The organism is Sphingomonas sp. IC4-52, from assembly GCF_020707225.1.
Taxonomy (GTDB): Bacteria; Pseudomonadota; Alphaproteobacteria; order Sphingomonadales; family Sphingomonadaceae; genus Sphingomonas.
The window spans coordinates 242,767-264,991 of the sequence record NZ_JAJFEU010000004.1 but is presented as its reverse complement, the minus strand read 5'-3'; the positions used below and the strand labels follow the sequence as shown (position 1 = coordinate 264,991).

Below are 22,225 nucleotides of genomic sequence, written 5' to 3'. Positions count from 1 at the left end.
CCTCGACGTGCTTTGCCGCCTCGGTAGCGATCCGTCCCCACGCAGCCCAGTTCCGCAACTTCCCAGCCCGTCCTTACCTGGACGGGGCGCCATCCGCTTAGCGACGGTTAATGCGGACGCGGCGGCGGGTATCAGGCCGACTTTCGCCATGTCAGTCCCACGATGGGCCGAGCTTGCAGATTGGAAGGCCGACACACCACCAATTCGCACTGGAATTTGCCCGCGCCTACGCATAGCGTCACACCCAGAACAAAAGTTATGGAGAGGGCAGCCGCATGGCCGTCACGTTATGGGATCACCCGCTGTCGCCTTATGCGCAGAAGGTGAAGATCGCGCTGCGTGAAAAGGGCGTCGGGTTCGACACGGCCGTGCCCGGCGGGATCGGTGTCGGCGGCGCGGCCGGCGATTTCGTGGCCGCCAACCCCCGCGCTGAAGTCCCCGCGCTGATCCACGACGGCGTCGGCATCTTCGATTCCACCATCATCCTCGAATATATCGAGGATGCGTGGCCGCAGCCGGCGCTGCTGCCCACCGCCCCTGCTAATCGCGCCCGCGTGCGGATGATCGAGGAAGTGGTGGACACCCATCTCGAAGCGGTGAACTGGGGCCTGTCTGAATTGCGCTGGTTCCGCCGCGCCGAAGGCCCGCTGGCCGACACGTTGACCACTCGTGCGAGCCAGCAAGTGCGGGGATATTTCGGCTGGCTGGAACGCGAACTCGGCGACCGGGAGTGGTTTAACGGCGATACGTTCGGCTGGGGGGACTTGTCGGTGGTGCCCTATGTGAATGGATCTGTGGGCCATGGCATCGCACCTGAGCCCGGTTCCCGCCTCGCTGCGTGGCTGGCACGTGCGAATGAACGCCCTTCGGTGCGCGAAACCGTTGCCGAAGCTGCCACGACTGCCTCTTCCGGCGGGATGGGCGATGTCGCCAAGCTTTTGGAACAAGGGCTTTTCAAGCGGGAATACCGCGATCACCGCCTGGAATGGATGGTGAAGTCCGGCGGATTGGAAGTCGTCTCGCAGGGCATGGCGCGCGGCAACATCCGCTTCACGCCAGATCTTGCCTGAAATCGGAGCAGCACATGCATCTCGTCAGCGATCACATCATTGAAGGCCGTCCGGGGCCGACGTTCGAACAGGCGTATCCCACCCTTGCGGGCGTGGACCTGACCGACATTCGTCGCTTCACTTCCGGGCAGCCGTGGGCCGATTACGCGCGGATGCGTTCCGAAGCGCCGGTGATGTGGCACCCGATGCCTCGCGATGGCGTCGGCTTTTGGGCCGTGACCAGCTTCGAAGGCGTAAAGCGCGTTAACGGTGACCCGCAGACCTTCAGCAGCGAAAAGGGCGGCATCCTGATGGCGCTTGGGCCGCAGGAAACGCGGCATCCGATCCTGTTCTCGGCCTCCACCAATTCGATGATCAACCTCGACGCTCGCCCGCATCGTGAGCTCAGGCGCGAACACATGCCCTATTTCACCGCCACCTATATCAAGGGGCTGCGCGATCGTGTGTCAGCGGAGGTGACGCGGCTGCTCGACACCATGGCGCCGCTCGGCAAATGCGACCTTGTTGAAAAGTTTTCGCAGCGGCTGCCGATCTTCACGCTGTGTGAAATGCTGGGTGTGCCGGAGGCCGATCGCGAGAAGTTCATCGGCTGGATCCACTTCCTTGAAATGGCCCAGCAAATCGCCACCGAGCAGGCCGAACAGATGGCCGGCGGCGGTCAACTTAATCCGCAGATTTCGGCCTTTATCGAGCTGTTCAACAAGAACGTCGGAGAGATGTTCGAATATGGCCGGTACATGCTGGCGAAGCGCCGCGCTGAACCGCAGCCGGACCTGATGAGCGCCATTGCCAATGCCGTGGTGGAGGGCGATCCACTGCCCGATCCCTATCTCGACGGCGCATGGCTGCTGATCGTGTTCGCGGGGAACGACACCACCCGCAATTCGATCTCGGGCGCAATGAAGCTTTTCACCGAGAACCCCGGGGAGAAGCAGAAGCTGCAAGCCGACGGCAGCTTGCTCACCAACGCGGTGCATGAAATCACGCGCATGGTTTCTCCCGTCATCTACATGCGCCGCACCGCTACGGTCGATACCGAGCTGGAGGGGCAGCGCATTGCGGAAGGCGAGAAGGTGATCATGTATTATGGAGCCGCCAACCGCGATCCCCGCATGTTCGCCGATCCCGACCGGTTCGACATCGCTCGGGCCAATGCGGAACGAAACATCGCCTTTGGCCATGGTCCGCATATCTGCATCGGTCGCATGACAGCGCAGTTGCAGCTTGAGGAAGCCTATCGTCAGATCTTCGCGCGCTTCCCGGACATTCGCTGGACGGGCGACATGGACATTGCCCCGAACAATTTCGTGCATGCCGTCCGCCGGCTCGAGGTGGAGTTCACGCCGGAACGGGCGGCCAAGGCAGCATGAGGGCCACCGGCATGGCCGCGCCGCGCTGGGTGTCGTGGTGGTTCCGTGGCGCGGCCGTGTTCGGCCTCATCGCGCTGCTGCCGCAGTATCTGCTTCCGCAACCGACCGGCGCAGAGTTGGTCGGTTACGGATTCATCGGCACGGCGGCGGCGTTTCAGCTCGTCTTCTGGGTCATCGGTGCGGATCCGTCCCGTTATCGCACCCTGATGCTGCCCTCCGTGGCGGAAAAGCTGGCCTTTGGTGTTCCCGCGGTGGCCCTGTTCCTGGCCGGCAAGGTGCCCCCGCCGGTTCTGCTGTTCGGATGTATCGATCTGATCCTTGGTTTGGGCTTCCTGCTCGCATGGCGTGCAACGTCGCCAGCATCGACGATGGCGACGGTTTAGCGTCGTTCCGCGGCGGAGGAGCGCAGCGGCCGAGACATACGACAGGACCACAGCTCAATCTGCTCCCGAACGCTCGCCAGCGGGAAAGCAGCCGCCGCGAGATAACGCGGCTGCGATCACAGGTGAACGCCCGCTGCGGGTGCGACAATCGATACAGCCGTATCGGCTTTGCTGGACGCGCACGACGCTCTTGTCCTTACGCCACCACTGAACGACACTGTTCGCTCAATCGACGATGCGCCGTGGCTTGACGGCGCCTCGCGATGATCCCCACCCTCGCGCGTACGTGTGAGACTTCCTAGTTAGGCGCCAATGCAACTCGTCATCGTCGAATCGCCCGCCAAGGCGAAGACCATCGAAAAGTACCTGGGCTCGGATTTTCGCGTCCTTGCAAGCTACGGCCACGTTCGCGATCTGCCGGCCAAGGACGGGTCGGTGGATCCCGATGCCGGCTTCACGATGGAATGGGAAAATTACGCCGACAAGGCCAAGCAACTGAAGGCGATCGCCGACGCGGCAAAGGGGGCTGACCGCCTGATCCTGGCAACCGACCCTGATCGGGAAGGCGAAGCGATCAGCTGGCACGTCCAGGAAGTGTTGGCGAAGCGCAAGGCGTTGCCGAAGAAGGTTGATCGCGTAACGTTCAACGCCATCACGAAGCCGGCGGTGACCCAGGCGATGGCCAACCCCCGCGAGCTCGATACCGATCTGATCGACGCTTATCGCGCGCGCCGCGCGCTCGATTATCTCGTCGGCTTCACGCTCTCGCCGGTGCTGTGGCGCAAGCTGCCGGGCGCGAAGTCGGCTGGCCGCGTGCAATCCGTGGCGCTTCGGCTGATTGTTGACCGAGAGCGCGAGATCGAAGCGTTCCGCGCGCAGGAATATTGGTCCGTCACGGCTGGTCTGGAACAGGACGGCACGTCCTTCACCGCCCGGCTGGTGCAATGGGAGGGCAAGAAGCTCGACCGGTTGTCGATCGGCAACGAGGGCGATGCGCTCAAGGCCAAGGCGGCGGTCGAAGCCGGGCGTTTCTCGGTTGAACGCGTGGAGACCAAGCCCGCCACGCGCAATCCCCCGCCGCCCTTCACTACCTCCACGCTGCAGCAGGAAGCGGCACGCAAGCTTGGTTTCTCGGCCGACCACACGATGCGGATTGCCCAGCAGCTCTACGAAGACGGCGCGATCACCTATATGCGTACCGACGGCGTGCAGATGGACGGCAGCGCCATCGACGCCGCGCGGGGCGCGATCGCTAATCGCTATGACGCGAGCTATGTGCCCGACAAGCCGCGGCAATATCAAACCAAGGCCAAGAACGCCCAGGAGGCGCACGAGGCCATCCGGCCGACCGACTTCTCGCGCGATCGTGTGGGGTCCGGCGATCACGCCAGGCTGTACGAACTGGTCTGGAAGCGCGCGTTGGCGAGCCAGATGGCCTCCGCCCGCATGGAGCGAACGACCGTTGATCTGGCGGACGGCACGGGCCGCAACCTGCTGCGCGCGACTGGACAGGTGGTGCTCTTCCCCGGCTATCTTGCGCTTTACGAGGAGGGTCAGGACGACACCGCCGACGAGGACGCGCGGCGTTTGCCCAAGCTTCGGGAAGGCGACGCTCCGGCAAAACAGTCGGTCGAGGCCGAGCAGCATTTCACTCAGCCGCCGCCACGCTTCTCAGAGGCCTCGCTGGTCAAGCGGATGGAGGAACTCGGGATCGGCCGTCCCTCCACCTATGCCTCGATCATCAAGACGCTGAAGGACCGCGCCTATGTGCGGGTGGAAAAGAACCGCTTCTTCGCCGAGGAGAGCGGGCGGTTGGTGACGGCGTTCCTGGAACGCTTTTTCGAACGCTATGTCGCCTATGACTACACCGCCGAGCTCGAGGAGGAGCTTGACGACGTGTCGGGCGGACGCGCGCAATGGCAGGCCGTGCTTGAGGCATTCTGGCGCGACTTCAAGCCGCGCACCGCTGAGGTCATGGACTTCAAGCCGAGCGAGGTGACGGAACAGCTCGACGCGTTCCTCGCGCCCTACCTTTTCCCCGACAAGGCGGATGGCACTGACCCGCGGCTGTGCCCGAGCTGCGCGACGGGCAAGCTTGCTCTGCGGGGCGGTCGCTTTGGCGCCTTCATCGCCTGCTCGAACTACCCGGAATGCAAATATACCCGCCGCTTCGCGCAAGCAGGTGGAGACGCCGCAGAGAGCACGGGACCAGAGCAGCTCGGCCAGGATCCTGAGACAGGGCTGCCGGTCGAGCGGAAGTCCGGACGCTTTGGTCCGTATATTCAGCTTGGCGAAGGCAAGGACGCCAAGCGAGCTTCCATTCCGAAGGACATCGGCGAACTCGATCTGGAAATGGCGCTCAAGCTCCTGAGCCTGCCGCGCACCATCGGCCAGCATCCTGAAACGGGCAAGGACATCGTGGCGTCGATCGGCCGCTATGGCCCCTATCTGCAGCATGACGGCAAATATGCCCGGCTCGCCGGCACGATGGACGTGTTTGAAACCGGCATGAACGCCGCGGTGGTGAAGCTAGCGGAGGCAGCGAGTGGGGCGGGGCGTCCGCAACGCGGAACGCGCGAGCCGCTAAAGGTGCTTGGAAAGCATCCGCGCTCGGAGGCCGAGATCAAGTTGATGGAGGGCCGCTATGGCCCGTACGTCACCGATGGCGAAACCAACGCCACGCTGCCCAAGACGATCGCCCCCGACCAGCTGACGTTGGAAGAGGCAGCGGAATTGATCGATGCCCGGGCTGCCATGCCTAGCAAGGGCAAGACGGCCAAGAAGAAGCCGGCCGCCAAAAAGCCTGCGGCCAAATCCGCGGACAAGAAGCCCGCCAAGAAAGCGGCCGCCAAGAAGTAGGCCATCAGTCCAGGCGTGAACACGGCCTCCGCCGCGCTCACGCCTGGGCGGGCGTGGCAACGGGCGGCGCCGCAGCTGACTTTTCCCATGTGGAGTAGCAGCGGATTACCCGGTCGCACCCGGCAGGTCGGAGCGGCCCGGTGATCGGCTTTGCCACTCTACGCGCTGCCGTCCTGCTTCCTATGCCGCGTTCATTAGCCCTGCGGCAGCACCGTTGACCAACTCCGTTGGGCCACAACCGCGCACAACTCGCGCTCGAACCCCTCCAGAATAGCTTGCTTGCTCCAACGCTCGACAGCCTTGCCGTGAGCAGCCCGCCCCAGCGTGGCGCGTAGCGGTTCATCATCCAGGAGGCGACTGATCGCCTCGGCAAAAGCATGCGCATCGTCCGGCGGCACGATCAGTCCGCATCCGCTCAACTCACGCCCAAGGTCCGTCTGCGGCGAGACCGTGGCCACGACGGGGCGACCCGACGCCAGCATGTTCGGCAGCTTCGAAGGCAGAACCAGATCGGCTGCCCCGGCGATCTGCGGCAGCAAGTGGATCGTCGCGAGGCCCAGCAGGTCCGCAAGGCGATCGGCCGGCTGCAGGTCATAGAACCGGATGTTGTCGCATTCGGCGACGCTCTCGGCCAACTCCCGCTTCCGCGGCCCGTCACCGCAAACGATGAACAACAAGTCACGGCGGTGCGCCAGCAAGCTTGCGGTCTGGGCGATGATCTCGACGCCCTGTTTCGCGGCGATGTTGCCGGAGTACAGCGCGACAAACGGACGATCGACCTTCCACTCGGCCCGGTACGGCGATGGCCGGTCAATTGGCGCGACGTCCGGGCGCGCCCAGTTCGGAAACTCAACGATCTCGTGGCGGGACACGCGCTTGTTCGCCAGATGGCGACACATGGCCGGCGAAATGCTGCTTACCCTGTCGCCACGGAGGGCGAGCCGCTGGACTGCGCGGGCGAGCCGGGTGACCCAGGATGATCCGCCGATCTGCCCGGTGGCAATCGCCATCTCCGCCTCGAGGTCCTGCACATGCACCCAGAACGGCAATCGGAACAGCTTGGCGCAGAAACGGGCGGCGATTGCCGCCATGGTTGACGGGATGATCGCAACGACGGCGTTAGGACGTCGTCGCAACATCAGTGCACTCACGACGAGAAAGGCGAGCACAGCAAAGCTGCCCAAGTGCAACAATCGACGCAGGCCATTCGGCACCGACGGCACATAGTGGGGGAGGCGGATTATACTGACGCCGTTTTCGACAGCCCGCCAGATCCTAAGTCGTCGATAAGCGGGGATGATTTTCCAGTGCGGGTAGGAAGGTGTTCCGCATACGACGCGGACTTTATGACCTGCGTTGGCAAGCATTTCTGCCATGCCTGTTGTACAAGGTCCGACACCGACCGGCTCGGGGGCGTAGTTTGGTCCAACGATGAGGATCTCCATCCCCTTTTTCACGATGCACAAACCTGTCTGGCGGCAGTATCAACGCATAAGACAATGCTTACCTTACTAAGCGACATGAAAATCTCCCCCGTTTTCTTGCGGCTCTTACCGCCCCCTGCATATTCTTTATCTCCTCCAATAAATTGTCCAACAACTATTAACTAATCTGGATCAGTATCATGATCTCTTAGCCGGGCGGGGGACCCAGAGTGCTGCGGGGCTGCTTGACCGCAGATCAAGATCTCCATAGCGGGCTGCCGCTTTGCACATGGGCCTTGTCGGGAATGAATGACGTGCGAGCCTTGATGATCGTGGCTTGCGTTGCTGGTGCGCCCGCCGCGGCCCAGCCATTGTCCGAACAGAAGGAAGCCGTGGCCGATATTCTGGTCACGGCGGAGCGCCGCGAGGAGCGCGCGCAGACCGTGCCTCTCGCGCTTTCCGTCCTGCCCTCCTCCCGACTTGAGGAGGAGGCAATCGCGAACCTGGACCGGATCGGCGCGGCCGTGCCCAACCTTTATCTGGCGCGAAACTTCGGGACGAGCTCTGGCGCTCTCGTGTTCTTGCGCGGCGTGGGCGAGGGAGACTCGATCTTCACCAATGATCCGCCGGTCGGAATCTATGTCGACGACGTGATAATGCCACGGTCCACCGGCGCCCTGCTCGACCTTATTGACGTGGAGCGAGTGGAGGTGCTGCGCGGGCCACAAGGCACGCTTTACGGCCGAAACACCAGCGGCGGGGCCATCAAGCTGGTAATGAAGCAGCCCTCCTTCGACAAAGTGAGCGCCCAAGCGGATGTAACCGTCGGAAGCTATGGGCGGATTGATGCGAGGACGACGGCCAATCTGCCGCTGACCAGCAATCTCGCGACGCGCTTCTCCGCTATCTCGCGCAACCAGGAAGGCTGGGGGCACAACCTGACCAACCGAGAACGCGTGAACACCCAGGATCTGCTGGGCGCGCGCGCGTCGATCCTGTGGAAGCCATCCCCAGCTGCAACCATTTACGCGACCCTCGATCTGACACGCGACCGTTCCAGCCCGCGATTTCCGCAGCGGTTCAAGCCCGATCCGCAGCACGCCGGGCGCTATACCAGCATGTTCATTGCCCCTGACGGCGATATCGACGCCTTCGCCTCGGCTGACACCGATCCGCTCAACCGGACCGACACCGGCGGAGCGTCGGTGCGAGCAGAATATCGCTTCAGCGGCGCAACACTGACGACCATCACCGGCTATCGCGCACTCCGCTCACGGATCGGGTTCGACCAGACGGCCAATCCGCCGGGTGCCGGGGCAAATGTGATCCTTCTTCAGGATCAGGATCAGCATAATTTCACCCAGGAAGTGCAGCTTGCGGGGGAAGCGTTTGCACAGCGCCTGGAATGGCTCGCCGGGGCCTATTACTTCCACGAGCGTAACGATCAGCTTACCGCGATAAGCTTCGCGACGCCCGCTGGCACAGGTGCGCGGTTCCGCAACCGGGACTTCTTCAACGCGCCATCGCGTGGGGTCGGGCTCACGGGCAATTGGTCACCCTATCAGCCACAGCTGGATACGCGCAGCTACTCGCTGTTCGGATCCAGCACTGTTCTGCTTGGCAATCATGCGCGGATCACTGCGGGCCTTCGCTACACCGATGAGCGTAAGCGGTACGACGTTTCGTTTCTCTCCGGGCCCGACACCATCCTGCTACTGCCGGATGGCCGTGTCGCCCGCCGCCGCATCGCGGAGCGCTGGAGAGATGTGTCGCCCCGTCTCGGCCTGGACTATCGAATGGATACCGGCACCGGCGAGACCATGATTTACGCCTTGGCTGCCAAGGGCTTCCGCAGCGGCAGCTTCGACGGACGCGCACGTAACGTCGATTTCGTGATGAACCGACAGGCTGCGATCGCGCCTGAAACCGTGTGGAACTATGAGCTTGGCGTGAAATCCGACTGGCTGCACCGCAAGCTGCGCCTCAACGCGACCTATTTCATCAACGACTACCGGAATATCGCCTTCTCTGCGTCCCGGGCCACCGCCGGGCCACCCGACATCTTTCGCCAGAATGTCGGCGACGCGCGCATCCAGGGTCTGGAACTGGAATGGACTGCACAGCCGCTGGCGGGCGTGGAGATAGGCGGCTGGGTGGCCACGCTGGCGGACCGGTTCACCCGGCTTGCCTCCAGCCCCGGCTGCACCGCCTTTGTTCCCGATGAACGCGAACTGGACCTGCGGTTCACGCCTGCCTTGCGCTATCAGGTACGGGCGAGCTTCACACAGGAGCTAGGGTCCGCGCGTGTGCGGCTGGGCGGCGATTACAGCGCATCTTCCCCTTATTCGATTGCGCTGTGCAACGAACCGCAGCATCGCGTGACGAATGCCGCGCAGCTGAACATGCAGGCCGGCGCGGATTGGCGCGACTGGGGACTTCTGATCGCCGCGACCAACCTGGCAGATCGCCGCTACAATAGCGGAAGCGTCGGCTCGATCGGATATCCCGTCGCGCCTCGGGAGCTGATCTTGCGGCTCAGCCGACGCTTTTGATCCAATTTGCCGGTAGGGCCGGGTGACGGCCGAAAGTACCCAAGCAACTACGTATTTCTACGTACGGTGAAAACCGTATGACTCAAGAAACAATCGACTCGTCGCTAAGATATTGAAGCGACTCAATTTCCTTTCCCTTGCGCGCCGACACGTTTTTCACAGGAATCATTATGCGCGCCTTGGCCGTTACGGCTCTTTTGCTTCTCGCCACTCCCGCTATTGCTGGCCCCGTCAAATCCACAGCGTCGAAGAACATCAACCTCAGCAGCAGCCCGCTGATGGGCGTCAATCTTTCCGGCTGTGAGTTCGTGGACAACGGCGCACTTTGTCCGACCCCGTCGGCCATCAACACCTATATCGACAAGGGTTTCAACGCCTTCCGCATTCCCTTTCGCGGCGCACAGGCCAGCAATCCGGTCGTGATCGCGAAGATCAAGGCTGCTGCCAATGCCGCTGCGGCTCGCGGCGCTTATGTGATCCTGGACCGCCATGATTATGGCAACACATTCGATGCCGCGGGCGCCGCCTGGTGGGCCGCCCTGATGAAGAACTTCCCCGACGATCGCCATGTTCTGGTTGATACGATGAACGAGCCCAAGAAGGGCCGCTCCTATGAAAAGGACGCGAGCGGGAAGTCATACGCCACTGACGTGAACGAGGGTATCGCGGCCTTCCGCAAAGCAGGCTTCAAGCATGTGCTGCTGATCGAGTGGCGCAACTGGGCCGGCATGCAGAACTTTAACAAGAACGAGACCGCGGACAAGCCCTGCAGCAGCCCTGCATGCTCCTTCGACCGCGCTGGCGGCCTCAAGGATCCGCTCGGCCGGACGATGATCTCCGGTCACCGCTATCCCGACTCGGACGGCTCCGGCACCAGTGCCACGTGCGTGAGCAATACAACGGCGTCGAAGCTGGTCGGAAACACCACGGCGGCTGCACAGGCCCGCACCATGAAGGTGTGGATCGGCGAGTTCGCCTTCGGGAATGCGCTGGGCGTGAATGCGACGTGCAAGGCGATCGGCGCCGATCTGGTCCGCTACATGCGCTCGCTGCCGAAGACCTATGTTGGCGTCAGCTGGTGGGGCGGCGGCGCCGGGTGGAAGGAAGACTATCACTATAAGGTAGAGCCCAAGAAGGGCACCTTCGCCTCCGCGCCCGATAGCGAATATCTGAAGATCCTCGTGGGCAAGTAAGGTGGCGGTTACTTCGCGAGCCATTGGTTCGGGCGGAGGCCGGGCCCGTCCGGCGCTTCTGCTCGGCGCCGCCGCTGTTGCGGCACTACTGGGCGGCTGCGGCAGCCGCAGTGAACCGGCCGAGCCGCACGGAATCGTCGTCGTCAAGGGCGGTGGCGATTTCGGGTCCTTGACCGCAGGGCAAGCCCGTCTCGCGGCGGGTGACCCGACCGCCTTCGCCGGAGCGGCTGATGGCAGCAGCTCTGACGTCGGCGAGCCGCTGGCACCAGACGTTGCGGCCCTTGATGATCCCATCCGGGATGCGGCCATCACGGCAAAGCGGGAGGCCGATCCTTATCGGATCAGCGCCGTAGACCCCGACGCGCTCGCCGCTGCCGGGATCAGCGGCTGAGGCGTAGGAAAGTGGGTGCCGACGACATGCCCGCAGATGAGCAAGTCGCCGGCACCGCCCCGCTCTGGCCGCCAGCATGGGCAAAGATAGCGGCAACAAGCACCTCGTCCCTCCATTCCCCTCCGCCATGGCGTAGGGGGAAGATCGATCCTTGCGTGGTCCGGCGAGCGCGATACCTTCGGCCAAACAACGGGGGGAGCCGAAGGTCTGCTATGCTTGACCAGATTGACCGGAACATTCTTCGGGTGCTTCAGCGCAACGGCCGCATCACCAATCAGGACCTCGCGGCCCAGGCCGGGATTTCCCCATCCGCGTGCTTCGATCGTCTGCGCAAGCTTCGTGAACAAGGATATGTCAGCGACATCGTCGCATTGCTCGATCCTCAGAAGCTCGATCGCGCGCTGCTGGTCTTCATCGAAGTGATGCTGGATCGCACCACCAGCAACGTGCTGGAGGATTTCGCGGTGGCGGTTCAGGACATGCCCGAGATCCTGGAATGCCACATGGTCGCTGGCGGCTTCGACTATCTGCTGAAGGCCCGGGTGGAAGATATGGCCGCTTACCGCACGTTTCTCGGCAATTCGCTGTTCCACATGACCGGCATTCGCGAGACGCGAACTTTCGCCGTGCTGGAAGAAGTGAAGTACACCACGGCGCTCCCGATCTAAGCGGGTCTTTCGGGTGCCCTCGCTGACGAGGGCACCCGCATGGTTCAGGACACAGGGGTGGGCTGCGGGGTTGTGGCGAAAGGCGGCTCCTGCGGGATGACCGGCGGCGACACTGGCGTCGGCACCCCCTGCTTCTCGCGTTCCACCATGGCCGCGACGTCGGCGAGCAGCCGGGGCGCGTCATACACGATACCGTCTTTGATCGTGTAGCGAACGCCGCCAATCCGCTCCTGCTTGTTCGTCTCCGGATTTAACCGGACATAGCCGGTGCCGTACAGCGTCTTGAGGTTGGCGAGCGGGTTTTCCGGCACGATCACCAGGTCGGCCAGCATGCCGCGCCGCACCGCGCCGAACTCCGGCTCCTGCCCCTTGGGCTCCATCAGCGTCTTGGCGCCATTGACCGTGGCCGCGCGGAAGATCTCCAGCGGCGTCAGCCCGGCCTCCTGGTACAGCTCCAGTTCCTCGACATAGGCGAAGCCATAGACCTTGTAGATGAAGCCGGAATCGGTCCCCACCGTCACCCGGCCGCCGATCTGGTTATAATCATGGATCAGCTGGAAGAAGTTCTTGTAGAATCCCTTCCAGTTCGTCTCGATCTGGCTGGTCCAGTCGAAGAAATACGAACCGTGATTGTCGCGGGTGGACTGGAAGTAGTTCCATAGCTGCGGCGTCGTATATTTACCCTGCCAGTCGGCATTTCGCGCGCGCATCAGGTCGCGCGATGCGGCATAGATGTTGAACGTCGGGTCGAACGTGACGCCGTTTGCCTTCTGCTCCTTTAGATAATCCCACCATTGTTCGGACCCGACGTCATAGATCTCGTCCTTGATGTCGGCGACCTGCGCGAAGCGATGCAGCTCGTTGTAGAAATTATAGTCGGGCGTGAACTTCTGGATCGTGTGATTCTTCAGCAGCGATTCCATGTGCCCATAGAAGTGGGTGATCGTATCCAGCCCGGCGCGACCGGCGATGATCCCGTTGAAATCGGACACGCCCGTCTGGCTGAGGTGGGCGACGGTGCCCATCTTGTTCTTGTGCGCTTCGTCGATCGCTGCGGTCATGACGGCCGGGGTTTCATCCTCCCGCCCGAAGAACTTGATCCCGTCGATGTCGTTCTTGGCTGCCCAGCGCACCCATTCGCGCGCCTTCTCAGGGCTGGAGATGCGGCCGCCGGACCAGCCTGCGCCCAGCGTCTGATAGTTGAAGATGCGCGGCGCCGCGATCTCGTTGCGTGCCGACCGCGCCTTTTCATTGCTGGTGAAGGACGGGGAGGCGAGCGACACGCCGCGCACGGTCGTCACGCCATGCGCCAGCCACAGCTTGTAGGCATAGGATGCGTCGGGCGCCTTGTCCTTGGCGGGCAGGTGGGTGTGCAGGTCGACGAAGCCGGGCAGCACGTACATGCCGGTCGCGTCAATTTCCTGGTCGAAATCCTGCGGCGCGCGGTTCTGCGCCAGCGCCATGCCCGGCCAGCCGGCCTGGCGGATGTCGGCGATGCGATTGCCTTCGACGATGATATCGACCGGGCCGCGCGGCACCGATCCGGTGCCGTCGATCAGCGTGGCGCCGCGAATGACGAGGCGACGGAACGGCCCCGCGCCCTCGCCGGCGGCACGTGCCGGCGCGGCCCCCGGCTGGTTTCCCGCAGGGGCGGCGGCCGCGGCCGCGCGTGGTGCCTTTTCCTCATGCGCCAGCGACGGGGTGGAGAGCGAGGCAATACCTGCAACAGCCGACGTGATCAGCAGGCGAGCGTTGAATCGGCGGAACAATGCCATGGTCGATCCTTGAAAGAATGGATGGGGCGTGACGCGGCGGATCAGAACCGCCGCATCAGGTTGAGCCCATAGGTGCGCGGCGCGATGCTGACGGCGTTGGTGATGCCGCCGGAGTTCGCACTGGCGCTCATCTGATTGATGGCGGTGTCGTCGAACAGGTTGTTGGCGAACAGATACACCCCCCAGTCACTGTCCACGCCCTCGATGCCGAAGCGCAAGTTGACCACGTCATACGCATCGATTTTCCGACGGTATATGTCTGTCGGGCTAAGCGTGCTGTAGAATGATCCGACATGGCTCGCGTCGATGCGGGCAGTGCCGGTCAGCGTGGCGGACAGCGGACGCTTGTAATCGAGCGAGGCGGAGGCGGTGATCCGCGGCACATTGGGGATACGGTCGCCCCGCCGGCCGGTCGCCACCACGAAGTCGCTGACTTGGTCCTCCGACAGCTTGGCATCGGTGTAACCGAACGCACCGCTGAAGGAGAGGCCCTGGAAAAGGTTGGCCGACAGCTCGGCCTCCGCACCCCAGACACGCGCCGCACCCGCGTTCGAGATCAGGCCGAATACCGAACCGGTGCCGGCCGTGCGTGCCGAGACCTGCAGATTGTCCCAGTCGATGCGATAGCCGGCGAGGTTCAGGTACACGCCGCGCGCCAGCGTGGTCTTGGCGCCCACCTCGTAGTTCCACAGGCTGTCGGACGTATAAGCCGCGCGCTCGGCAGGCAGGCCGATCACCTGGTTCACGCCGCCGGGGCGGAAGCCCTGTGCCGCCTGGGCGTAGAACAGCAGCCGCGTGGTTGGCTGCCACGACACGTTGAACTTGTAGATCAGGCCGTCTTCTTCGTAGCTCGCCTCGGTATAGGGCGTCACGCGCGAGCTGTAGTGGATCTGGCCGACGTCGATCCGCCCGCCCACCGTACGCTCGAAGTTGAAATAGCGCGCGCCCGCGGTCAGCGTCAGCTGATCGGCCAGCTTGTAGCTGAGTTCCGCATAAGCCGCCTTCTGGCGCAGTTCGTCGTTGATCGTGCGGTCATAGGCGATCGCGCCCGGCGTTGACGGGCTGTACACCGCGCCAGTCTCCGGGCTGGCCACCAGCAGCAGCGATCGCACTTCCGTATCGCGGCTCTCCAAGAAGCCGCCGACCGTCCACTGGAACGGGCTTTCGTTGTTGGAGCTGAGGCGAAGCTCGTGCACCCAGTTGTTCAGCTTCTGGGGCTGGTACAGCGCCGACGTTTGCAGTGGCACGGTGGCGTTGAAATAGCCGGTCAGCTGATCCGCGGTACATTGCGTCGTGTTCGCGGCGGAGGTGATACCCAGCTGGTAGCGGCGGCACCCCTCACGCGTGCCGGCGGAATTCAGCACGTTAACGAAGCGCCCTTCAGCATTCTGCACCGTGCCGACGCGGCCGTTGAACGTGTCGCTGACGTCATAGGTGCGCGTGAAGTCGCGGTCGAAATAGCTGGTGGATCCGGTCACGCTGAACCCGCCGAAATCATAGCGGATCGTGCCGTTGAAGATGCGGTTGTCATCTTCGTTGATGTTGTCCGCGTGCATGTTGCTGGCGAAATCGAATCCGTTGGCACGCGAGAAATCAGGCCGCCACAAGGGGATCGGCGCATCGACATGCTCATAGGTCGCAGACAGGTCGATGGTCAGGTCTTCGGTCGGCGTGATGCGCAGCAGCGCACGGCCGCCATAGCTTTCGCCGTCATTGATGTTCTTGACGTTGCGCAGATAGCGCGGATCAGGGCTGGTATCGACGACGTTACCGGCATTCGGATCGTTGGTAAGAATGATATTGTCGACGTAGCCGGCGAACTTGTTGTAATTGCCCACGATCCTGAGCGCGATCTTGTCTTCGACGATCGGCAGGTTGATCATCCCGTCCAGCGAGAACCCGGGCCCGCCGCCTTCCACGGTGGTCATGTTGCCGCTGAATGCCGCCTCCAGACGATCGGCCTTCGGCTTTTCAAAGATGATGCGCAGCGTGCCGCCCATGGACCCGGATCCGAACAGCGTTCCCTGCGGCCCGCGCAGCACTTCGGCGCGCTCCACGTCGAACAGGCGGAAATCCGGGGTGCTGCCGCCCGAATCCGACGTGGTGCCGACCGAGCCGGACACCGGCGTTTCGTCATAATAGACGCCCACGGTGGGCTCACCGGCGGAGGTGATGCCGCGGATCAGCACCCGGCGGCTGCCCGGTCCGCTGTCAACAATGCGCAGCGACGGCGCGGTGCGGGTCAGTTCGGTGAAGCTGGTGGTGCCGGACGCGGCGAGCGCCTCGCCGGAAGTTGCCGAGATGGCAATAGGTGTATCCTGGATGCGCGTGTTGCGGCGAAGAGCCGTGACGACGATCTCGCCATCAGCTGCTGCATCCTGCGCGCCCGCCGATGCTTCTACAGGCGCTGGCTGATTGGGGACTTCCTGAGCCGCCGCAAGGCTTGGCGCAAATGCCATTGCCCCACCCAGCAGAAACGCCCGCATGCCCGGCATACGCCGGCCAGCACTGTTCAGTGCTACCATTTCACCCCCCTTTGTGACCTTGCGTCCTCCCGCCGCGCGGGATCGGCAATGATGCTGCGCAGCGTAAGCTTTGTGCGACCGAAAGTGCTGCGTTTTTACGGCCGTTCAGGAGAATTATTGCGTCCGACATGCGGCAGCCGCAAAAGGATGTTCTTTCCGAACGCCGCACGCCGAAAAACTGTCGCCCGAACAGGTTCGTCGCGGCATGAGCATTCGCCGCCCCCATTGCCGGCGTGAACCATAAGGGGGCTGGGCGTGCGGATCGCACGAAACGAACGACGAAAGGGGCTGCAATGCTGATCCGGGAAGCACGAGAAGCGGACTGCTCTGCCATTGCAGCGATCATCATGCCCACCATTGCGGAAGGCGCGACCTATGCGCTCGATCGGGACATGAGCGTAGCCGATGCAATCTCCTACTGGATGGCCGCGGACAAGGAGACGTTTGTTCTCGAGGATGGCGGTGACATCATCGGCACCTTTTATCTTCGGGCCAATCAGGCCGGCGGCGGGCGGCACGTCTGCAACTGCGGCTACATGACCCGGCAGGATGCCGGCGGGCGCGGTGCCGGCCAGTTCATGTGCGAACAATCCATGATGATTGCCCGGGCGCGCGGCTATCGCGCGATGCAATTCAACTTCGTCATCAGCAGCAATGCGGCAGCCGTTCGCCTCTGGCAGCGGCTCGGCTTTGACATCGTCGGCCGCCTGCCCGGCGCGTTCGATCACCCGGACCACGGCTTTGTCGACGCACTGGTGATGTTCCGCACCCTGTAGCCCGGACCGAAGCCTCGTGCTGGCTGCATCATCCGCGCGGCGTCACGGCCGGTTGGGGGAGCGCCGCGGCAACAAGACTGTGCGAGGACACCGCGCCGCTGCGCCAGAGGGTGCCCCGCCGACGCCTTACCGCCGGCGCTTGCCCTCGCCCCGCCCGGCGGGATCGTCGCTCCGGTGCATCTGGCGCCACATCGCTACAACCTTTTCGACCGGCAAGCGATCAACGGTGCCGCGATATCCCTTCACCGTTTGGCCAGCGAACAACGAGTTGATGACCGCTTCCTCGGTCGCTTCGCTCACTGCCTGGAAAAGCGGCGTCATCTGATCGTTGCCGACATCGGGATAGCTGCTGACGATGCCACGCCGCTGCTGCGTACGACGCACGTCCGCATGGGTGGAAAAGGCGATGGCATAATCGCCGGAGCCGTTGGTCATCGGCGATCCGGTGCGGGCGATACCAAGAAAGGCGCGCGCGGCAAGCCGCTTCAGATTGCGATCGGACAGCGGAGCATCGGTGGCGATCACTACGATGACCGAGCCGTCGCCCTGCTGGCGGTCCACGGCATCCTCGAACAGATAACCGCCCAGCCGCTCACCCACTGGCATGCCGGCGATCGTGAGCACCCCGCCGTAATTGCTCTGCACCAGCACGCCAACGGTATGGCCACCCAGCGACTTGGGCAGCACGCGCGAGCTGGTTCCGATCCCGCCCTTGTAGCCGAAGGCCACCGTGCCGGCGCCGGCGCCCACGGCGCCTTCGGCGACCGAGCCGGGCTTTGCCGCGGTGATCGCCTCACGCGCGGTGGCGATCGTAACCGTGCGTGCGCGAATGTCGTTGAGGAAAGAGTCGTTGGTCTCGCCGACCACCGCATTCACCGATTGCACCTGATCGTTGCCGGGTTGCGCCAGCGTCCATTCGATCGTGGCGGCCGCGGCTTCGGGCACGGAGAGCGTGTTGGTGAGCAGGATCGGCGTCTCGAGCTCGCCCAGTTCCTCTACCTGAGTGCTGCCGGCGAACTTGCCAAAGCCGTTGCCGACGCTGAACCCCGCCGGCACCTTGTTCTGGAACAGGTTGTCGCCGTGCGGAAGGATGGCGGTCACGCCGGTATGCACGCGCTCCCCGTCCACCAGCGTCGCGTGGCCGACCCGAACGCCCGTGACGTCCGTGATCGCGTTGAGTGGCCCAGGGGTCAGAATGCCGAAGCGAATGCCAGCCTCCCGCGCTCGGGTTGGCGCCGGCTGCGCCGGATCGGCCCGCAAGCCCGTGCTCATCGCCAGCAACCCGCTACCCAGCATCGCACATCCGATCAGCCGCCCAAGCCGCCCCAGCTTCGCCATTGCCTGTCCATCCCCCCTGAACCCGCCAGTGCCACCTCACCAGCGTCAGGGCGCGTCTTCGCACATCCGCCGTCACTGTCCAGCGCCGGTGCCGGCACCGGCTCACCGGCAGGTCAGCGATCCTGCCCGCCATCGACGGGCACGATCGCGCCGGTGACGAAGCTCGCGAGCGGGCTGAGCAGAAACGCCGCTACGCTGCCGATCTCCTCTGGCCGGCCAAAGCGCTGCAGCGGCACCTCGCGCCGGATCCAACGCCACCAGCTTTCGGCCCGCGGCCCCGTGGAGCGTTCCTCCCAATCGCCCCCGGGAAAGATGATGTTGCCGGGCGCGATGGTGTTTACCCGAACCCCTTTTGGCCCGGCGATCACCGCCAGTTCCTTGGCGAGGTGCCCCATCGCAGCCTTGGCGGTGCCATAGGTCAGCGGTGTGCCGAGTGCGGCGAGCCCAGCGATGGAGCCGATCATCAGCAGCGAACCTTCGCCGCGTGGCGCCATCCGGCGCAGCGCCGCTCGCGCCAGGTAAAAGGCGGAATCGAGATTCTGCGCCATGCCGCCGCGCCATGTTTCATCATCCACCTCGAACCCTGGCGGGCATGGATGCAGGCCGACATTGGCGACAGCGCCCCACAAGGGCCCCATCGCCGCTTCGGCATCGGTGATCACCTGCTCCACCTGCTTGGGATCGGTCATGTCGCCGGCCGCGCTCCAGATCGCGTCGGCGCCATAGCGGTCGGCGACCGCCGCATGGGTCGCGGCCAGAGCCTCGGCACCCCGCGCCGTCATGGCCACCCGCGCGCCTTCCCCAAGGCACGCTTCGACAATGCCAAGGCCGATGCCGCGGCTGCCCCCCGCCACGAAGATCGTCTTTCCGGTAAGCTGCAGGTCCATTCGCCTCTCTCCTGTTCCGCCGCTCTCGATCGTGCCGGCATGCGGGATTTTCTGCCCGCACCTGCATCGCCCCACCGCGTGCGCGATGGCAAGCACGTCTTGCCTCTGACACCAGAGAGGCACCGTCCGCCCCCTCATGCGTCTCTCGGCGTCCGGCGCCACGCAGCCAATCTTGCGCGCCCGGAACGAACTCCGCGTCCCAGCGGTTTGCGGGATCGAGAGGACATCGCCGATGAATGCCAGCGCACGGTTGACGACACTAACCCGGCTGGGGTTCGCCACCCGCGGGGCGCTCTATATCGTGATTGCGGTGTTGATCCTGCGCACCGGGCGGGCGGAAGACCCCGCCGGTGCCCTTCAATATCTGGGCGAAAGCGGCGGCCAGTTGCTGCTGGGCGTAATGGCCGCGGGGCTGCTGGGCTATGGAATCTGGAGACTGTCCGACGCTGCCTTCGACATCGAACGCCACGGCAGTGATCGCGACGGTGCGCTCGAGCGCGTGGGCGCGGCCGCCAGCGGGATCGTCCATCTGTTCCTTGCATGGCAGGCGGTGCGGCTGATGCAGGGCGCGGCGTCCTCGGGCGATTCCACCCGTGAGGGCGCCGAAACCGCGCTATCACTGCCGGGGGGGAGCGTGATCGTGATGCTGGGGGGCGTGGTGCTCGTCGGCGTCGGGATCCTGCAACTGGTCAAGGCGGTGAAGGCAACCTTCCTGGAATATCTCGACCCCGCCGTGGCTCGCCAGCCGTGGGCGCAATGGAGCGGCCGCATAGGCTATGCCGCACGCGGCTTCGTGTTCATGATCAGCGGCTATTTCCTGCTGCGCGCGGGATCGGAGGAACAGGGCAACGCAGCCGGCGGCATGGACAAGGCGCTGGCGTGGCTCACCAACCCGTGGGACCTTGTGATTGCCGTGGGGCTGCTCGGCTTTGGCATTTTCGGCTTGGTCGAGGCCCGCTATCGACGGCTGCACGACGCGCCCGTGGACGGCATCGTGCGTCGCGCCACCGGTCGCGCATAGTCGAGCGCAACGCCGCGGGGGCGCAGCACGACACCTTCTGTGGCAAGAGAGAGCGATGAACCTGCCCAGAATTCTCGTCGATGCCGATGCCTGCCCCGTGAAGGAGGAAATCTACCGCGTCGCGTATCGCCGCGAAGTACCGGTAACATTAGTCAGCAACGCTTATCTGCGCGTACCCCAACATCCGCTGATCAACCGGATCGTAGTGGATGGCGGCTTTGACGCCGCTGATGACTGGATTGCCGATCATGTTGATGGCGCCGCCGTGGTCATCACATCCGACATCCTGCTCGCCGATCGCTGCCTCAAAGGCGGGGCAGGTGCGGTGCTTGGCGCGAATGGCCGCCCGTTCACGACCAGTTCGATCGGGAATGCCGTAGCAGTGCGCGCGATCATGAGCGATCTTCGCGCCGGCGGGGACCGCGTGGGCGGCCCGCCCCCGTTCAGCAAGGAAGACCGCTCGCGCTTCCTTTCCGCGCTGGATGAGGCGCTTGTACGTTTGAAGCGTTAGCCGCGCGGCCCGTTCGCAGCCGCGGCCAACAGCCCGTCCGCCGCACCTGTACCTATGGGCAGGTCACCGGCGCGCAATCCGATATTTCCTAGATTTGGCAGCAGGATAGCAGATTTTTCGCCGCGCGCGGCCGCTCTCGCGGGACGAAACAACTTAGCGGAGCGTGCATTCAGCGGGATCAGAACAAGCATCAGATCTCAAAGGAACGGATATGCCAGCGTTTCGCCACCTCATGATCCTCGCCGCCAGCGGTATGGCTCTCGCCGCCCCCGTCCACGCCAATGCCCAGTCCGCCGCCACACCGCAGGCATCGCGGACCATCGTTGAGAATGCCGCCGCCCTTCCCGATCTCAGCAAATTGGTCGCGGCAGTGAAGGCCGCCGGACTGGTGGACACGTTGAGCGGCCCCGGCCCGTTCACCGTATTCGCCCCCACCAACGCCGCCTTCGATGCCTTGCCACCAGGCACGGTGGACACGCTGCTGAAGCCTGCCAACAAGGCGCAACTGAGCTCTGTCCTCACCTATCACGTCGTGGCCGGGAAGGTGACGGCGGCTGATCTTGCCCGCCAGATCCGCGCCGGCGGCGGCATCGCCACTCTTACCACGGTTCAGGGCGCGAAGCTGAAGGCCAGCATGTCCGGCAGCAATGTGATGATCACCGACGCTGCGGGCGGCAGCGCGACGGTCACCACCGCGGACGTGCCGCAATCAAACGGCGTAGTGCACGTCATCAACAAGGTGCTGCTGCCCAGCGCCTGACGCTTCATCTGCCCTGCCCCGGGCCTGTCCCTGGATGCTCCCCCTGCTCAGGGACAGCGGATGGGGAGGCGCCTCCCAACGCCTCCCCATCACCCCTCGCTCAAAGCCCCGCTTCCACGGCCGCCCGGATCGCCTCGGCCGCGGTGCGACAGCCCAGCGCCTTCAGCAACGCCGCGCGGTGCATCTTCACCGTTCGCTCGCTGATCTGCAGTTCATAGGCGATCTGCTTGTTCATGCGGCCGGCGGCCATCCTGACCAGCACGTCGCGTTGCCGGGTGGAGAGTCGCGCAATGGCGTCACGCGACGGCGAGGCCGGATTGTCTGCGGAAACCGGATATTGCGATCCGAGAATGTACCGCAAGGCGCCGTCCGCATCGAATATCGGCGCCAGCATCACGGCATTGCGAAAGGGCGTGCCGTCCTTGCGGTAATTGAGGATCTCTACCAGCGTGGTTCGCCGCTCCTGCACCGCGCGCCTCAGCTCGTCGGTCAGATCCGCCTCGGTGTCAGGCCCGCGCAGGAAGCGGCAGTTGCGGCCCACCACTTCGTCTTGCGCATAGCCGGTCAGGGCCACGAAGGCTTCGTTGCAGGCGATGATCGGTGTGTCCGGCAGATGGGGGTCGCTGATCACCGCAGCGACGGAACTGCCTTCGATCATGGCGTGCGGGGACATTGCTTCATGTTAGCCGGATTCCGGCATTTCTGGCAAACGCGCCGATGGT

The 22,225-nt window shown here is 64.0% G+C and carries 18 protein-coding genes; 12 read left to right on the top strand and 6 right to left on the bottom strand.

The genetic code is table 11. The features are described 5' to 3' along the window. Positions 1-275 precede the first annotated feature (275 nt). From LK535_RS12085 to topA, 4 genes are all read left to right on the top strand, one after another. A complete protein-coding gene (locus tag LK535_RS12085; RefSeq protein WP_227772154.1) occupies positions 276-1,070 on the top strand; it encodes a glutathione S-transferase family protein in 795 nt (264 codons plus the stop codon). 14 nt (positions 1,071-1,084) lie between these two features. Beyond that, positions 1,085-2,440, top strand: coding sequence for a cytochrome P450 (locus tag LK535_RS12080; RefSeq protein WP_227772153.1), 1,356 nt, complete (start codon positions 1,085-1,087; stop codon positions 2,438-2,440). 11 nt (positions 2,441-2,451) lie between these two features. After that, the gene (locus LK535_RS12075; RefSeq protein ID WP_227772152.1) at positions 2,452-2,823 is read left to right on the top strand and encodes a hypothetical protein; all 372 of its coding nucleotides are present in this window, start codon (positions 2,452-2,454) and stop codon (positions 2,821-2,823) included. Positions 2,824-3,135: 312 nt separating this feature from the next. Further along, positions 3,136-5,682, top strand: a complete 2,547-nt coding sequence (gene topA / locus LK535_RS12070; protein ID WP_227772151.1) for a type I DNA topoisomerase — start codon at positions 3,136-3,138, stop codon at positions 5,680-5,682. 194 nt (positions 5,683-5,876) lie between these two features. Here the strand turns inward: topA and LK535_RS12065 are convergent, their stop codons facing one another. Continuing rightward, entirely contained in the window at positions 5,877-7,127 is a 1,251-nt protein-coding gene (locus LK535_RS12065) for a WcaI family glycosyltransferase (RefSeq protein ID WP_227772150.1), read from the bottom strand. A 371-nt stretch (positions 7,128-7,498) separates the two neighbouring features. Between LK535_RS12065 and LK535_RS12060 the strand changes: the two genes are divergently transcribed. From LK535_RS12060 to LK535_RS12045, 4 genes are all read left to right on the top strand, one after another. Beyond that, complete coding sequence (locus LK535_RS12060) at positions 7,499-9,658, top strand: TonB-dependent receptor (RefSeq protein ID WP_227772149.1); 2,160 nt, start codon at positions 7,499-7,501, stop codon at positions 9,656-9,658. Between the two features lie 170 nt (positions 9,659-9,828). Further along, complete coding sequence (locus LK535_RS12055) at positions 9,829-10,851, top strand: cellulase family glycosylhydrolase (RefSeq protein ID WP_227772148.1); 1,023 nt, start codon at positions 9,829-9,831, stop codon at positions 10,849-10,851. A gap of 1 nt (position 10,852) precedes the next feature. Beyond that, on the top strand, positions 10,853-11,242 hold the full coding sequence (locus tag LK535_RS12050) for a hypothetical protein (RefSeq protein WP_227772147.1): 390 nt from the start codon (positions 10,853-10,855) through the stop codon (positions 11,240-11,242). Positions 11,243-11,454: 212 nt separating this feature from the next. After that, complete coding sequence (locus LK535_RS12045; protein ID WP_227772146.1) at positions 11,455-11,910, top strand: Lrp/AsnC ligand binding domain-containing protein; 456 nt, start codon at positions 11,455-11,457, stop codon at positions 11,908-11,910. A gap of 44 nt (positions 11,911-11,954) precedes the next feature. On the opposite strand, the gene LK535_RS12040 is transcribed toward LK535_RS12045, so the two are convergent. Together LK535_RS12040 and LK535_RS12035 are read right to left on the bottom strand one after the other, a co-directional pair. After that, the gene (locus tag LK535_RS12040; RefSeq protein WP_227772145.1) at positions 11,955-13,685 is read right to left on the bottom strand and encodes an amidohydrolase family protein; all 1,731 of its coding nucleotides are present in this window, start codon (positions 13,683-13,685) and stop codon (positions 11,955-11,957) included. 41 nt (positions 13,686-13,726) lie between these two features. Continuing rightward, the gene (locus tag LK535_RS12035) at positions 13,727-16,210 is read right to left on the bottom strand and encodes a TonB-dependent receptor (protein ID WP_227772144.1); all 2,484 of its coding nucleotides are present in this window, start codon (positions 16,208-16,210) and stop codon (positions 13,727-13,729) included. 293 nt (positions 16,211-16,503) lie between these two features. Here LK535_RS12035 and LK535_RS12030 point away from each other — a divergent pair, with 293 nt between their 5' ends. Continuing rightward, positions 16,504-16,986 (top strand): GNAT family N-acetyltransferase, encoded by a 483-nt coding sequence (locus LK535_RS12030; protein ID WP_227772143.1) that lies wholly within the window; start codon positions 16,504-16,506, stop codon positions 16,984-16,986. A gap of 126 nt (positions 16,987-17,112) precedes the next feature. On the opposite strand, the gene LK535_RS12025 is transcribed toward LK535_RS12030, so the two are convergent. After that, a complete protein-coding gene (locus LK535_RS12025; protein WP_227772285.1) occupies positions 17,113-18,282 on the bottom strand; it encodes a P1 family peptidase in 1,170 nt (389 codons plus the stop codon). A 155-nt stretch (positions 18,283-18,437) separates the two neighbouring features. Beyond that, entirely contained in the window at positions 18,438-19,211 is a 774-nt protein-coding gene (locus LK535_RS12020) for an SDR family NAD(P)-dependent oxidoreductase (RefSeq protein WP_227772142.1), read from the bottom strand. Between the two features lie 232 nt (positions 19,212-19,443). Between LK535_RS12020 and LK535_RS12015 the strand changes: the two genes are divergently transcribed. The 3 genes from LK535_RS12015 (at position 19,444) to LK535_RS12005 (ending at position 21,503) form a co-directional block, all read left to right on the top strand. Further along, positions 19,444-20,232, top strand: coding sequence for a DUF1206 domain-containing protein (locus tag LK535_RS12015; RefSeq protein WP_227772141.1), 789 nt, complete (start codon positions 19,444-19,446; stop codon positions 20,230-20,232). Between the two features lie 55 nt (positions 20,233-20,287). Continuing rightward, the gene (locus tag LK535_RS12010; protein ID WP_227772140.1) at positions 20,288-20,743 is read left to right on the top strand and encodes a YaiI/YqxD family protein; all 456 of its coding nucleotides are present in this window, start codon (positions 20,288-20,290) and stop codon (positions 20,741-20,743) included. Between the two features lie 211 nt (positions 20,744-20,954). Then, the gene (locus LK535_RS12005; protein ID WP_415837133.1) at positions 20,955-21,503 is read left to right on the top strand and encodes a fasciclin domain-containing protein; all 549 of its coding nucleotides are present in this window, start codon (positions 20,955-20,957) and stop codon (positions 21,501-21,503) included. Positions 21,504-21,603: 100 nt separating this feature from the next. On the opposite strand, the gene LK535_RS12000 is transcribed toward LK535_RS12005, so the two are convergent. Beyond that, entirely contained in the window at positions 21,604-22,176 is a 573-nt protein-coding gene (locus LK535_RS12000) for a LuxR C-terminal-related transcriptional regulator (protein ID WP_227772139.1), read from the bottom strand. Positions 22,177-22,225 lie beyond the last annotated feature (49 nt).